We start from the raw sequence: 13,585 nt of genomic DNA, 5'->3' as shown, positions 1-13,585 counted from the left end.
CCTGCAGATGGACGCGGACCTCTCGCACGACCCCGGCGTACGTCACGGAGATGCTGCGGCGCGTCCGCGACGGCGCCGACCTCGTGGTCGCCTCCCGCTACATCCGCGGTGGGGCGACGCCCGACTGGGACCTCAAGCGCCGCTTCCTGAGCGTGGGCGGCAACCTCTACACGCGCCTGTTCCTCGGCTCCCGCATCACCGACTACACCGGCGGCTTCAACCTGTACGAGGCGGGACTGCTGCGCCGCGTCACGCCGTCCACCATCACGACGACGGGCTACGGCTTCCAGATCGAGATGAAGCAGCGCGCGCTGCGGCACGCGGCGCCGCCCACGGAGGTCGCCATCGTGTTCATGGACCGCACCGAGGGCGAGTCGAAGATCCCGAGCGACACGCTCGTGAAGAACCTGCTCCTCGTGCTGCAGCTGCGCTTCGGGCTCCGCCGGGGCTGACCCGGCCTCAAGCGGCTGGCACCGGAGCCGGCGCGTGCAGCGGATCGTGCGGCGCGCGCTGGTGCGGCCGGGCGGGCGCGATGATCGTGCCGCGCCGCCCGAGCTCGTCGACCACCGGGTCGGTCGCCCCGAGCACCTGCGAGCGCGCGGTGCCGTGCCTCGCCCAGTACGCGGCGGTCCACGCGCAGATCAGCCCGTCGAGCAGGTCCTCGAGGTGCTTGTGCTGCCGCTCGAGGATCGCGGGGCCGTCGGCCACGAGCGCGGCGGCGGCGGGGTGCGTCGTCACGTCCAGGGGCGGATCCGCCCCCGCCAGCCCCGCGACCCGGTCGAGCACCACGCGGAACTCGGCGGCGCGCGCGGGCCGGCGCTCGGCGGTGGGGAGCAGGGGCGCCAGGCGCTTGTACCGCGGCTTCATGCCGTCGAAGCCGAGCTCGGGGGCGCCCACGAGCGTCGTGTAGGGGTAGCACTCGAGCATCGTCCGGGCGTCGGCGTCGTGATCGGCGGGGGACCCGTCGTCGTACCGCCAGCCCGCGTCCTCCAGCCTCCGCCGCAGCGCGACCGCGCCCTGCGCGGGGAGCCCGCGGTTCGACGGGTAGGCGGAGATGCCGAGCCGGCCGTAGCGGGAGGCGACCTCCTTCTCCGCGAGGCGGCTGCCCGTGGCGTTCGCGACGACGAGCGGCCCGTCGACCGCGGCGACGGCTCCGGGCCCGTCCCAGCGGGTGACCCAGGCGACCACCTCGTCGATCCCGCGGGCGGTCTCGAGGGCGAGCACCCGGCCGTGGTCGTCGATGCAGGCGAGGCCCGTCTCGCGGGCGGGGCGGGCCGCCGTTCCCTCCGCCCAGGCGAGGTCGATCCCGAGGAAGCGGCGCATCCGACGAGCCTATCCGCGCCACCGGGCGCCTCGGCCGGGCGCGGACCCCCGAGTAGTGTCGAGGGATCCTCATGCCACGAGCGACGAGACGATGGAGCCTTGCACATGACCCCGGTGAGCCCGAACGACGACCGCATCCCCACCCCGGACGGGCACCCCGTCCGCACCGAGACCGACAGCCTGGGGAGCCTGGACGTCCCCGCGGACGCGTATTGGGGGATCCACACGGCCCGCGCGCTCGAGAACTTCCCCATCAGCCTCCGGCCGCTCAGCGTCTACCCCGAGTTCGTGGTGGCGCTCGCGCAGGTGAAGCAGGCGGCGGCGCGCGCCAACGTGCAGATCGGCGTCCTCGACGCCCGGAAGGCCAAGCAGATCGACGAGGTCTGCTCCGAGATCATCGCGGGCGAGCTGCACGACCAGTTCGTGGTCGGCGTGATACAGGGCGGCGCGGGCACGAGCACCAACATGAACACCAACGAGGTCATCGCGAACCGCGCCCTCGAGAAGGCGGGCCACGCGCTCGGCGACTACCGGCACATGCACCCGCTCGACGACGTGAACCGCAGCCAGTCGACCAACGACACCTACCCCACGGCGCTCAAGGTGGCGCTGATCCACTCGCTGCTGCAGACGCTCGACGAGCTGGAGCTGCTGCGGCGCTCGTTCCTCGCGAAGGGCGCCCAGTTCTCGCAGGTGCTGAAGGTGGGCCGCACCCAGCTGCAGGATGCCGTGCCGATGACCCTCGGCCAGGAGTTCCACGGCTTCGCCACCACCCTCGGCGAGGACCACGCGCGCCTCGGCGAGCTCGTGCCGCTGCTCTCGGAGATCAACCTCGGCGCCACCGCGATCGGCACGGGCATCACCGCCGACCCGAACTACGCCGCCGCCGTGCGCGGGCACCTCAGCGCCATCACCGGCTACACGCTCGTCACGGCGAGCGACCTCATCGAGGCGACGAGCGACGCGGGCGTGTTCATGACCCTGTCCTCGACGCTCAAGCGCGCCGCCATCAAGCTGTCCAAGATCTGCAACGACCTGCGGCTGCTGTCGTCGGGCCCGCAGGCGGGGCTCGGGGAGATCAACCTCCCGCCCCGGCAGGCGGGCTCCAGCATCATGCCCGGCAAGGTGAACCCGGTGATCCCCGAGGTGGTCAACCAGGTCGCGTTCTCCATCGCGGGCGCCGACGTCACCGTGACCATGGCGGCGGAGGGCGGGCAGCTGCAGCTCAACGCGTTCGAGCCGGTGATCGCGCACTCGCTCCTGCAGTCGCTCAGCTGGCTGCGGAACGCCGCCCAGACCCTGCGGGTGAACTGCATCGACGGCATCACGGCCAACACGGAGCGGCTGGCGGCGCAGGTGGAGTCGTCCGTCGGCGTCGTGACGGCGCTCACCCCCTACATCGGCTACGCCGCGTCCTCCAGCCTCGCGAAGACGGCGCTGATGACGAGCGCGTCGATCCCCGACCTCGTCGTGGAGGCAGGGCTCATGACGCGGTCGCAGGTGGAGAAGATCCTCGCGCCCGACCGCCTCTCGGGCCTCGAGCCGGTCACCGCGGCCATGACGGTGATCACGCCCGAGATGCTCGCGGCCCACGCGGCCGAGCAGGGCGGCGAAGCCGACTGACCGACCACGCGGCCAGACGACGGCGCGCCGCGGACCCGAGGGTCCGCGGCGCGCCGTCGTCCAGGGTGCGGTGTCAGTCGTCGGGCTGGTCGGCCGTGCGGGCCGGCGTCGTGCCGGACGCGTCGGAGGGTGTCGGATGCGCGGTCTCCTCGCGGTGCACGGATCCGGCGATGTCGGCCGGGGTGGGCACGTGCCCGGCGGCGTCGGGGGCCGCCTTCGGCTTCGGCTTCGGCTTCGGCGTGCGCGTGGCCTTCCGCGCGGGAGCAGCCGCCGTAGCGGGCTCCTCGGACACCGGCTGCTCGTCGGCGTCCGCGGGCTCGCCGAAGTCGTCCGGGCCGAGCGTGTCGAGGTCCTCGTCGGCGTCGTCGTCGCTCCCGTCGGCGGAGGCATCGGCCTCGCCGTCCCGGGCGGCGCCGTCGGCGGGGATGCCCACCGGGCCGGTCTCGTCCTCGTCGTCGAAGGAGGCGAGCGCCTCGTCGCGGGCCTCGGCGGCACTGAAGACGGCGCGGCGTCCGGCCTCCTCGCCGCGCTCCCGCAGGTCCTCGGCGGTCGCCTGGACGCGCGTGCGCGCCTCCTCGGCCGTCTCCACGACGCGGTCGCGGACGTCCTCGGCCGTCTCGGCGACCCGGTGGCCAACCTCGGTGGCCTGCTGGCCGACGCGGTCGACGACGTGCTTGGTCTGGTCGGCGGTGCGCGTGCCGAGGTCCTTCGCGGTGTCGCCGACGCGGCCCGCGATGTCCTGCGTGGTGCTGCCGACCCGGCCCGCGACGTCCTGCGTGGTGGTTCCGATGCGCTCGCCCACCGAGTGCGCGGTGCGGCCGACGGCGACCGCCGCGCCCTGGACGGCGTGGCCGACGAAGTCCGCGACCTCGCGCGCCGTCTCGACGGTGCGCTCGACGACGACCGGGCCCTTCTCGTCGAGCACGGACTGCGCCTCGCGGACGCCGCGCTGGACGGGCTCGCTCCACCAGACGGAGCGCGACGCGCGGGCGATGCCCTCGTAGCGCTTGCGTCCGGCGCGCGCGCCCAGGACGTAACCCGTGCCGATGCCGGCGAAGAAGATGAGGCGGGTCGATCATCCCTCCACCCTAGACGCGGTGGTCGGGGGACGGCCGGGAGGGGCTAGGCGTCGCCGTCGGCGGCGTCCGGCCGGTGGCGTCGTGCAGCTCGTCGGTCTCGGGATCCGCCGCGTCGGGCGCGGAGAGGTCGGCGTCCTCCGGGATGGAGTGGTCGTGGATCGGGTCCTGCGGCTGGTCGGTCATGCCCCGAGCCTACGCGCGGGCGCCCCTCCGGCCGCCGCCGGTCAGAGGATGCGGGTGTGCGTCGTGAGCGAGCCGATGCCCTCGACCGAGACGGTGACCGTGCTGCCGTCCTTCAGGAAGATCTGCGGGTCGCGGGAGTACCCGGCGCCGCTCGTCGTGCCCGTGGAGACGAGCGTGCCCGGCTGCAGGGTGGAGGAGGTGCTGAGGTAGGAGACGAGGCGCGCGACCGTGCGGACCATGCCGCTCGTGCGCCCGTCCTGCACCGTCTCGCCGTCGAGGACCGTCGTGATGCGCAGGTCCTGCGGGTCCGCGACCTCGTCGCGCGTGACGACGACGGGACCCGTGGGGGAGAAGCCGTCGAAGCTCTTGCACCGGCTCCACTGCTGCTCCGAGAACTGCAGGTTGCGGGCCGTGATGTCGTTGACGACGGTGTAGCCGGAGACGTGGTCGAGCGCGTCCTCCTCGGACACGTCGCGGGCCGCGCGGCCGATGATGACGCCGAGCTCGACCTCGTAGTCGACCTCCTCGCTGAGCGAGCGGGGCCAGCTGGTGGTGCCCTCGTGGCCGGAGAGCGAGTTCGGCCACAGCGCGAAGACGGTGGGGGCGGAGGCGCTCGTGATGTTGAGCTCCTCGGCGTGCGCGGAGTAGTTGAGGCCCACGGCGTACACGGCCGGCGGGCGGAGGACCGTTGAGGCGCGCGCGAGGCCGTCCACCGGCGTCGTGCTGGTGCGGCTGGCGACGGCGCGCTCGACGGTCGCGCGGACGCGGGCCATCTCGTCGTCCCCGCGCTCGATGAGGTCCTGCAGGTCGCGCGGCGACTCGTCGAGGACCTCGTCGAGGAACAGCGCCTGGCCCTCCGAGACGATCGCGGCCAGTCGGGGGGTGACGCCGTCGTCGGCGAGCAGGTGGGCGAACTTCATGCCCCGAGCGTATCGGGCGGAGGCGCTCCGGCCGACGTTGCGGTCATAACGTGCATGGTGCCGGCGGCCGTCCCCGCGTGCGCCGGGCAGGCGGGAGCTCAGTCCTCCCGGACCACCTCGTCGGGCCGCTTGTCGTGCCGCCATCCGCGCCACGAGGCCTGGCGCAGCCTGCCCGTCCCGGTCCATTCCGCGAACTCCACCTCGCCGACGAGGCGCGGCGTGACCCAGTGCACGTCGCGGGCGTCGGCGGCGGGCACGTCGGCGAGCGGGCTCGTCCTCCGCGCCAGCGGGCGGAGGCGGCGGAGGACGTCGGCGAGGTCGCGCTCCGTGAAGCCCGTCCCGACGCGTCCCGCGTAAGCGAGGCCGTCGGGCCCCGGGATGCCCACGAGCAGCGAGCCGACGCCCGCAGAGCGGCTGCCGGATCCCGGACGCCAACCGCCCACGACGACCTCCTGCGCCCGGTGGTGCTTGACCTTCACCCAGGCGCTCGATCGCCGGCCCGACTCGTAGGGCGCGTCGACGCGCTTCGCCACGATGCCCTCGAGGCCGAGCTCGCGGCTCGTGGCGAGCGCCTCGTCGAGGTCGCCGTCGAAGGCGGGCGGCACCTGGATCCGCCCGCGGCCGGGCGAGCGCACGGCGTCGAGCAGGGCGGCGCGGCGCTCCCGGTAGGGCGCGTCGACGAGCACGCGTCCGCCGAGCGCGAGGGCGTCGAAGAGCATGAGGTGCACGGGCGCCGACCGCCTCGCCCGCTCGACGTCCTTCTCCCGCGTCAGCCCGAGGCGCGTCTGCAGAAGGCCGAAGTCGGGGCGCCCGTCGGCGCCGAGCACGACAATCTCGCCGTCGAGCACGGCGGCGTCGACGTCGAGCCGCTCGGGGAGCTCCTCGCGAGCTCCGGGAAGGCCGCGGTGAGGTCCACGCCGTTGCGGCTCGTGAGGGTGGCCCGGCCGCGCTCGACGACGGCGATCGCGCGGTAGCCGTCCCACTTCATCTCCACGGCCCACTCCTCGTCGGGGTCGAGGCCCGGGCCCTGTGCCGCGGTGGCCAGCATGGGCGCGGGCGCGCTCGCGGCGCCTCCCCGGCGTCGGGCGCCGACCCGCGTGCGCCCGCCCGCCGTCGCAGCCGAGGCAGGGCGCGCGGACCGCGCGTGCGGCCGCGCGGGGGCGTCGGCGGGCTCCATCAGGTGGATCAGCCAGTTCGCGTCGGCCTTCCCGTGCCCGCCGGTGTGGATGAGCGCGTAGCGGCGCGGCCCGTCGATGCCGGTGCCCGCGCCCCGGCCGTGGAGCGTCGCGATGACCTCCTTCCCGTCGCGCCACTTCTCCAGCTCGTAGGTGCCCGCGTCCCAGATGGCCACCTCCCCGCCGCCGTACTCGCCCGCCGGGATCGTGCCCTCGAACGCGCCGTACTCGACCGGGTGGTCCTCGGTCTGCACCGCGAGGTGGTTCGTGCCGCGCTCGGTGGGCACGCCCTTCGGGAGGGCCCAGCTCGACGAGCACGCCGTCGTGCTCCAGCCGGAAGTCCCAGTGCAGGGCGCGGGCGTGGTGCTCCTGGATGACGAAGGAGCGGCCCTCGGACGGCGCGGGCGCGTCGGCGGGGGACGGGCTCGCTGGTCTTGGCGGCGTCGCGCTTGGAGCGGTAGGTCGCGAGGCGGTCGGCGGCGGGATCCCCGGCGGGCTCCTTCCGCGCGAAGGAGGCCAGGCGCTCGGGCGTGGGCTCCAGGTCTCTCGCTGGCGGCCCTCCTCGACGGGGGCGAGCGGATCCTGGCGCTTCCGCATCCGCGCGACGACCTCGTCCATCTCCAGGTGCCGGAGGGTCGGCGACGCGAGCTCGCGCCAGGTGCGCGGCACCGCGACGGTCGGCCGCGAGCGCCCGCGGAGCGAGTACGGCGCGACCGTGGTCTTGTTCGGGTTGTTCTGGCTCCAGTCGACGAGCACCTTGCCCTGCCGCAGCGCCTTCTTCATGTCGCTCACCACGAGGTCGGGGGCGGCTCGGCCTCGAGCGCGCGGGCGAGCTCGTGCGCGACCTCGGAGATCGCGGCCCGCGCCGCGGTGGCTGCCGTCGAGGGCGGCGTAGAGGTGGATGCCCTTCGAATCCGCTCGTCACCGGGTACGGCTCGAGGCCGATGTCGCGGAGGATCGCGCGGGCCGCCCTCGCGACCTCCACGCACTCGGGCAGGCCGGCGCCGGGTCCGGGGTCGAGGTCGAGCACGAGGCGGTCCGGGGCGGCGCACGTCGCCCTGTGCGCCCGAAGCGCCACTGCGGCACGTGCAGCTCGAGCGCGGCGATCTGCCCGAGCCAGGTGAGGGTCGCGACGTCGCCGACCAGGGGGTAGTCGTTCGCGCTGGTCGCGGTGCGCCTGGATCGCCCTCCGCTGCACCCAGTCGGGCGTGTGCGCGTCGAGGTCCTTCTGGAAGAACATCTTGCCCGGGTGCTCGTCGGTGCCGACGCCGTCGACCCAGCGCTTCCGGGTGACGGGCCGGTCGCGGAGGTGCGGGAGCATGTGGGGCGCGATGGCGGCGTAGTAGGCGATGACGTCGCCCTTCGTCGTGCCCGTCTCCGGGTACAGGACCTTGTCGAGGTTCGAGAGCGCGATCCCGTGCCCGTCGACCTCCACCTGCTGCCTCTCGCCCCGCCATCGCTCCAGCATGGCCCCGTGCGGCCGGGGCGCGGCGGCCGGGCGGGTGTTCACTGGATCCATGAGAGCCATCTGGAAGGGCGCCGTCACCTTCGGCCTCGTCAACGTGCCCGTGAAGGTCTACAGCGCCACGCAGGACCACGACGTGCCGCTGCACCAGGTGCACGACGCCGACGGCGGGCGGATCCGGTACCAGCGCCGCTGCGAGGTGTGCGGCAAGGTCGTCGACTACGCGCACATCGACAAGGCGTTCGACGACGGCGACCGCACGGTCGTGATCACCGAGGAGGACCTCTCGTCCCTCCCGGAGGAGAGGAGCCGCGAGATCGACGTGGTCGAGTTCGTGCCGAGCGACCAGGTGGACCCGGTGATGCTCGACCGCAGCTACTTCCTCGAGCCCGACTCCTCGAGCCCGAAGTCGTACGCGCTCCTCCGCCGGACGCTCGAGGAGACGGACCGCACGGCGATCGTGCACGTGACGCTCCGGCAGCGCACCCGCCTCGCCGCGCTGCGCGTGCGCGGCGACGTGCTGATGCTGCAGACCCTGCTCTGGGACGACGAGGTGCGGGAGGCCGACTTCCCGTCGCTCGACGCCGCACCGAAGGTGTCGCCGCGGGAGCTCGAGATGTCGGCGCAGCTGGTGGAGGGCTTCGCGGAGGACTTCGACCCGTCGAAGTTCAGCGACGAGTACCAGGAGCAGCTGCGGACCCTCATCGACGCGAAGCTCGCCCAGGGCGACTCGCTCGACACCGACGCGACCTTCGGGGAGTCGGACGACGACGAGGACTCGGGCGGCGAGGTGCTCGACCTCATGGACGCGCTGAAGCGGAGCATCGAGCGCAGCCGGGGCGGGGGCGGCGGCGGCGCGAAGCGGAAGGCGCCGGCGGGAGAGGGGGCTCCCGCGAAGCGGAAGGCGGCGGCCGCGAAGAAGGCGACGACGACGACGAAGACGACGAAGACGACGACGAAGAAGGCGGCGTCGACCGCGAAGAGGGCGGCGTCCACCGCGAAGGGGTCGTCGACGACGAAGGGCGCGGCCGCGAAGGGGTCGACGTCCGCCGCGAAGGGGTCGTCGGGCACGGGGAAGGCGCCCGCGAAGCGCACCGCGGAGAAGGAGAAGCGGAGCGCGTAGGCGTCAGCCCGCGGCGGGCATCCGGTCGGTCATGACGCGCCACAGGTGCAGGGTCGCGTAGGAGCGCCAGGGCGACCAGGCGGCGGCCCGCGCGTCGAGGGCGCGCGCCTCGTCGGGGAGGCCGAGCGCACCCGCGCCGCGGCGCACGATGAGGTCGCCGGAGAGGAGGATGTCGGGCTCGCCGAGGGCGCGCATCGCGACGTAGTCGGCGGTCCACGGCCCGACGCCGTGGAAGGCCACGAGGGCGGCGCGGAGCTCCGCGCGCGGCATGCCGTGCTTCACCACGAGCTCGCCGGTCTCGAGCGCCTCCGCGAGGCGCACCAGGGTCGCGGTCCGGCGGGCGGGGCCCCGGAGGAGCTCGGCGCCGTCGCGGGCGATGCGGGAAGCCGACGGCGGGAGCCGCGTGACGGATCCGTGCGCGACCGACGCGGGCAGGTCCTCGCCGAGGTCCGCCGTCATGCGGCCGTGCGTGGCGCGCGCGGAGGCGACGGAGATCTGCTGGCCGACGATGGTGCGGAAGAGGGTGCCGCGCGGATCCAGCGTGCCGGGGATGCGGAGGCCGGGCGTGCGGCGGACGGCGGCCGCGAGCGCGGGATCGCGGGCGAGGTCGGCGTCGATGCGCGCGGAGTCCACGTCGACGCCGAGGAGGCGGCGCGTGCCGGCCATCAGCTCCACGGCGTCGGCCGCGTGCTCGACCCGCGTGACGACCTCGACGCGCGTCGCCGATCCGGCCCCGCCCCCGCCGTCGCCGCCGTGCGCGTCCCCGTTCGCGTCGAGCAGCCGCACGGACATCGTCCCCGCGCCGTGCGCGAGCCGGGCCGACTGGGTGAAGCTCGTCGCGTCCCCCTCCTCGGCGCCCGTGACGGCGTGCCAGGAGAGGAAGCGGATCACGCCGCCGCCGTCGAAGGGCGCCGGCACGTCGATTACGGAGCGGGACACGTGCGCGGCCGCGGGGCCGACGTCGGAGGGGCGCATGCCCTCAGCCTGCCGGATCCGCGGCGACCGCTGCGCGCACGGGCGACCTAGTCTGGATCGCATGATCGACGACGGCGTGGTCCCCGCTCCGCGACCCGACGGGGTCCTCGCCGGAGCGTCGTCCGCCCGCATCCCTGCGGCCCACTCCGACGAGGACGTCCGCGCCCAGCTGGTGGCGGCCCTCGGCGAGGTCGTCGCGACCGACCCCGCCTCCCTCGACGACGCCCGCTCGGACCGCTCCGGGTACCGCAGCCCCGCGGACCCGATCGCCGTCGTTCGCGCGACCGCGGTGGAGCACGTCGTCGCGACGCTCCGCATCGCGAGCGCCACCGGCACGCCCGTCGTCACGCGCGGCGCCGGCACGGGCCTCGCGGGCGGCGCCACGGCGACCGCGGGCGAGATCGTGCTGTCGGTGCGGGGCATGGACCGGATCCTCGAGGTGAGCGAGGCCGACGAGCTCGCGGTCGTCGAGCCCGGCGTGCTCAACGACGACCTCAACGCGGCGCTCGCTCCCCGCGGCCTCTGGTACTCGCCGGATCCCGCGAGCAAGGCCATCTCCACCATCGGCGGCAACATCGCCACCAACGCGGGCGGCCTGCTCTGCGCCAAGTACGGGGTGACGCGCGAGGCCGTGCTGGCGCTCACGGTGGTGCTCGCCGACGGCCGGGTGGTGGACACGGGGCACCGCACCGTGAAGGGCGTGACCGGGTACGACCTGACCGCGCTGATGATCGGCTCGGAGGGGACCCTCGGCGTCATCGTGCGCGCGACGGTGCGCCTGCGCCCTGCCCGACCGCGACGCCGTCCACCGTCGCCGCCGCGTTCCCGGACTCCACGGCGGCGGCGGCCGCGGCGTCGGCCATCACGGCCGCGCGCATCCGGCCCGCCGCGATGGAGCTGCTCGACGCCGGCGCGCTGGAGGCCATCGACGCCTACCTGGGCACGGCGCACTCCGCGCGCGGATCCGCCCACCTCCTCGTCCGCTGCGACGGCCCCGACGCCGCCGCGCAGGCCGCGCGCGTGGTCGCGGTCGTCGTCGCGGGCGGCGGCACGGCCGACGTGACCGACGACGCCGAGGAGGGCGAGCGCCTCCTCGCGGTGCGCCGCGCCTTCCACCCGGCGCTCGCCGCCCGGGGCCGCGTCCTCATCGAGGACGTCGCCGTCCCGCGCTCCCGCCTCGCCGACATGCTCACGCGCATCCGCGCCATTGAGCGGGAGACGGGGCTCGCCATCCCGACCGTGGCGCATGCCGGTGACGGCAACCTGCACCCGAACTTCTGCATCCCCGAAGACCCGAGCACGCCCGACGGCGACGCGACGGGCATCCCGGACGCGGTCTGGCACGCGGCGGACCTCCTCTTCCGCGCCGCCGTCGACCTCGGCGGGACGCTCACGGGCGAGCACGGGGTCGTGGCTCCTCAAGCGGCGGTGGCTCGCCGACGAGCTGGGGGAGGACGTGATGGGGCTGGCCGCCGGGATCCGCCGCGTCTTCGACCCGGCCGGGATCCTCAACCCCGGCAAGGCGGCCTGACCGCCGGCCCGACGCCGACCGCCTCGGACGCCGGGAAGGCCCCGACGCCGGTCGGGCCCGCCAGTAGGCTGGCGACGCCGATCCGCCGAAGAGAGGGCCGTCGTGACCGACCCGTCCATCCCCGTGACCGTCCACCGTCCCTCGCCTCGGCCTCGCCGCCGCCGTCCATGGAGCTGCCGGCGCCGCACGCGCCCGGGCGGATCACCACGTCGGCCGTCCTCGGCGTCGTGGGCGTCGCCGTGCTGCTGCTCGTCGGCCTCGTCGTCGCCGCCTACCTCGTGCTCAGCCTCGGGGTCCAGGCCGTCGCCGTGCGCGCGCTCCTCGCCCTCATCCCGCTCGGCTTCGTCCTCCTCGCCGTCCGGTGGGTCGACCGGTGGGAGCCGGAGCCCCGTCGGCGTCGCTGTTCGCGCTGCTGTGGGGCGCGGCCGCATCCGTCGCGATCGCCCTCGTCTTCGACCTCGTGGTGCAGTACGCGCGGCTGGCCGTGGGCGTGCCCACGCGGTACACGGAGTTCCTGCAGCTCGCGGTCCAGGCGCCCGTGGTCGAGGAGTCGGCGAAGGCCATCGGCCTGCTCCTCGTCTTCTGGGTCGCGCGCCGCCACTTCGACGGCCCGGTCGACGGCATCGTCTACGGCGCCACCATCGCGGCGGGCTTCGCCTTCACCGAGAACATCGTCTACTTCGGCGGACCGCTCGTGCAGGGCACCACGGGCGAGCTCGTCGGCACGTTCGTGCTGCGGGGGCTGTTCTCGCCGTTCGCGCACGTGACGTTCACGATGATCACCGGCATCGCCATCGGCTACGGCGCGCGCCGAGGCCCGGGCGCCGCCCTCGGCTTCGGCGCCATCGGGCTGGTCGGGGCCATCGTGCTGCACGCCCTCTGGAACACGGGCGTCACCCTCACGGGCGACTTCCTCTCCTTCTACGTGCTGCTCCAGGTGCCGATCTTCGCGTTCCTGGTCGTCGTCGTGATCCGCGCCGGTACGAGATCCACCTCACCCGCCGGCGTCTCCGCGAGTACGCCGTCGTCGGCTGGTTCACGCCGGCCGAGGTCGAGATGCTGAGCACCTGGCAGGGCCGCCGCCTGCGCGCCTGTGGGCGCGCACCCGCGGCGGCGACGCCGGCCGGGCCATGAGCCTGTTCACCCGCGACGCGACGCGGCTGGCGTTCGCCCGGCAGCGGATGCTGTCCGAGCGGCCCGCGGCGTCCGGGCGGTCCGAGGCGGGGCACCTCGACGACGAGCGCCGGCTCCTCCAGGCCGTCACCGACCACCGCGAGGCGCTCCTCGGCAGCGCCCGGCGCTAGCCGCACAGCGTCGGCGGCGCCCCCGGCACCGCGGCCGGTGTCCCCGGTCGCGAGTAGCGTCGGCGGTACGACACGAGGAGGCACCACCATGAGCGATGCGAACCAGGACACCACGGGCGGCGACGACCGGGAGATGCTCGGATCGGCCACCCCCACCCCGCCGCAGAGCGCCGAGAAGGACCCGAGCACGTGGGTCACGGGCGACGAGCCGATGACGGGCGCGCAGCGCAGCTACCTCGACTCGCTGGCCACGCAGGCTGGCGAGGAGATCCCCGCCGACCTCAACAAGGCGGAGGCGAGCGAGCAGATCGACCGCCTGCAGGAGAAGAAGGAGACCGCGTCGCCGCAGTCGGACGACGCGAGCTGAGCACCATCCTGATCGATCGACGGGCGAGCGGCCACCAGCCGCCCGCCCGTCGCGGCATGACGCGGGACGCGCCGAGAGGGAGCACGCATGACCACGCTCGTCGGGTACGCGCGCGTCGCGCGCGCCGAGGAGTCCTACCAGGACCAGGTCGACGCCCTCGACGCGGCCGGGTGCGAGCGGATCTTCGTCGACGTCGCGGGCGGCCCCAAGGCCCCGCGCCCCGGCCTGCAGGACGCCCTCGACTACCTCCGCGAGAACGACGAGCTCCTCGTGGTCAGCCTCGACCGCCTCGGGCCGGGCACGTCCGACGTGGTCCGCATCCTCAACGGGCTCGAGGCGCGCGGCATCGCGTTCCGCGCCGTCCGGGAGGGACTGGAGGCCGTACGTCAGGCCGGTGAAGCGGCGCACGAAAAACGCGAAAGCGTTTCACGATAAATGCGAAAACATCTCTTGACACTGCACGAGGAACGGTTAATATCGGTTCGGCCACAACCGAACGAAGTACAGGACATAACAT

Annotated in this window: 14 protein-coding genes and 3 pseudogenes; 8 read left to right on the top strand and 9 right to left on the bottom strand. The window is 74.3% G+C overall.

What is annotated here, in order from left to right:
- The first annotated feature begins 50 nt into the window (after positions 1 to 50).
- Positions 51 to 452: a glycosyltransferase family protein gene (locus ACZ411_RS04415; RefSeq protein ID WP_464168821.1), complete on the top strand. Its 402-nt coding sequence runs from the start codon at positions 51 to 53 to the stop codon at positions 450 to 452.
- A 7-nt stretch (positions 453 to 459) separates the two neighbouring features.
- Here ACZ411_RS04415 and ACZ411_RS04410 read toward each other — a convergent pair whose 3' ends face one another.
- A complete protein-coding gene (locus ACZ411_RS04410) occupies positions 460 to 1,323 on the bottom strand; it encodes a DUF429 domain-containing protein (RefSeq protein WP_464168819.1) in 864 nt (287 codons plus the stop codon).
- A 105-nt stretch (positions 1,324 to 1,428) separates the two neighbouring features.
- Between ACZ411_RS04410 and ACZ411_RS04405 the strand changes: the two genes are divergently transcribed.
- Positions 1,429 to 2,946: an aspartate ammonia-lyase gene (locus ACZ411_RS04405; RefSeq protein WP_104343896.1), complete on the top strand. Its 1,518-nt coding sequence runs from the start codon at positions 1,429 to 1,431 to the stop codon at positions 2,944 to 2,946.
- Between the two features lie 73 nt (positions 2,947 to 3,019).
- On the opposite strand, the gene ACZ411_RS04400 is transcribed toward ACZ411_RS04405, so the two are convergent.
- The 7 genes and pseudogenes from ACZ411_RS04400 to ligD (ACZ411_RS04370) form a co-directional block, all read right to left on the bottom strand.
- Complete coding sequence (locus ACZ411_RS04400; protein WP_464168816.1) at positions 3,020 to 3,871, bottom strand: hypothetical protein; 852 nt, start codon at positions 3,869 to 3,871, stop codon at positions 3,020 to 3,022.
- Between the two features lie 163 nt (positions 3,872 to 4,034).
- Entirely contained in the window at positions 4,035 to 4,208 is a 174-nt protein-coding gene (locus ACZ411_RS04395; protein ID WP_464168814.1) for a hypothetical protein, read from the bottom strand.
- Between the two features lie 41 nt (positions 4,209 to 4,249).
- A complete protein-coding gene (locus tag ACZ411_RS04390; RefSeq protein ID WP_464168812.1) occupies positions 4,250 to 5,128 on the bottom strand; it encodes a fumarylacetoacetate hydrolase family protein in 879 nt (292 codons plus the stop codon).
- 98 nt (positions 5,129 to 5,226) lie between these two features.
- Positions 5,227 to 5,976: a non-homologous end-joining DNA ligase gene (gene ligD / locus ACZ411_RS04385; protein WP_464168810.1), complete on the bottom strand. Its 750-nt coding sequence runs from the start codon at positions 5,974 to 5,976 to the stop codon at positions 5,227 to 5,229.
- Positions 5,898 to 6,590, bottom strand: a complete 693-nt coding sequence (locus ACZ411_RS04380) for a DNA polymerase ligase N-terminal domain-containing protein (RefSeq protein ID WP_464168808.1) — start codon at positions 6,588 to 6,590, stop codon at positions 5,898 to 5,900. Before ACZ411_RS04380 ends, ligD (ACZ411_RS04385) begins: the two co-directional genes overlap by 79 nt.
- A 349-nt stretch (positions 6,591 to 6,939) precedes the next feature.
- Positions 6,940 to 7,206: pseudogene (gene ligD, locus ACZ411_RS04375) on the bottom strand (non-homologous end-joining DNA ligase LigD); the annotation flags it as partial.
- A 70-nt stretch (positions 7,207 to 7,276) separates the two neighbouring features.
- Positions 7,277 to 7,624, bottom strand: a pseudogene (ligD, locus tag ACZ411_RS04370) (non-homologous end-joining DNA ligase LigD); the annotation flags it as partial.
- Positions 7,625 to 7,820: 196 nt separating this feature from the next.
- Here ligD (ACZ411_RS04370) and ku point away from each other — a divergent pair.
- Positions 7,821 to 8,891, top strand: coding sequence for a non-homologous end joining protein Ku (ku, locus tag ACZ411_RS04365; RefSeq protein ID WP_464168806.1), 1,071 nt, complete (start codon positions 7,821 to 7,823; stop codon positions 8,889 to 8,891).
- A 3-nt stretch (positions 8,892 to 8,894) separates the two neighbouring features.
- Here the strand turns inward: ku and ACZ411_RS04360 are convergent, their stop codons facing one another.
- Positions 8,895 to 9,866: an AlkA N-terminal domain-containing protein gene (locus ACZ411_RS04360; protein ID WP_464168804.1), complete on the bottom strand. Its 972-nt coding sequence runs from the start codon at positions 9,864 to 9,866 to the stop codon at positions 8,895 to 8,897.
- 130 nt (positions 9,867 to 9,996) lie between these two features.
- Between ACZ411_RS04360 and ACZ411_RS04355 the strand changes: the two are divergent.
- From ACZ411_RS04355 to ACZ411_RS04335, 5 genes and pseudogenes are all read left to right on the top strand, one after another.
- A pseudogene (locus ACZ411_RS04355) lies at positions 9,997 to 11,397 on the top strand (FAD-binding oxidoreductase).
- 373 nt (positions 11,398 to 11,770) lie between these two features.
- Positions 11,771 to 12,460, top strand: coding sequence for a PrsW family intramembrane metalloprotease (locus ACZ411_RS04350; RefSeq protein WP_464168802.1), 690 nt, complete (start codon positions 11,771 to 11,773; stop codon positions 12,458 to 12,460).
- A 67-nt stretch (positions 12,461 to 12,527) separates the two neighbouring features.
- Complete coding sequence (locus tag ACZ411_RS04345) at positions 12,528 to 12,701, top strand: hypothetical protein (protein WP_464168800.1); 174 nt, start codon at positions 12,528 to 12,530, stop codon at positions 12,699 to 12,701.
- An 88-nt stretch (positions 12,702 to 12,789) separates the two neighbouring features.
- Positions 12,790 to 13,068: a DUF3072 domain-containing protein gene (locus ACZ411_RS04340; RefSeq protein ID WP_464168798.1), complete on the top strand. Its 279-nt coding sequence runs from the start codon at positions 12,790 to 12,792 to the stop codon at positions 13,066 to 13,068.
- Positions 13,069 to 13,155: 87 nt separating this feature from the next.
- On the top strand, positions 13,156 to 13,503 hold the full coding sequence (locus ACZ411_RS04335) for a recombinase family protein (protein WP_464168796.1): 348 nt from the start codon (positions 13,156 to 13,158) through the stop codon (positions 13,501 to 13,503).
- Positions 13,504 to 13,585 lie beyond the last annotated feature (82 nt).

Source organism: Clavibacter sp. AC415, assembly GCF_979252985.1.
This window is presented reverse-complemented; position numbering and strand designations above follow the sequence as displayed.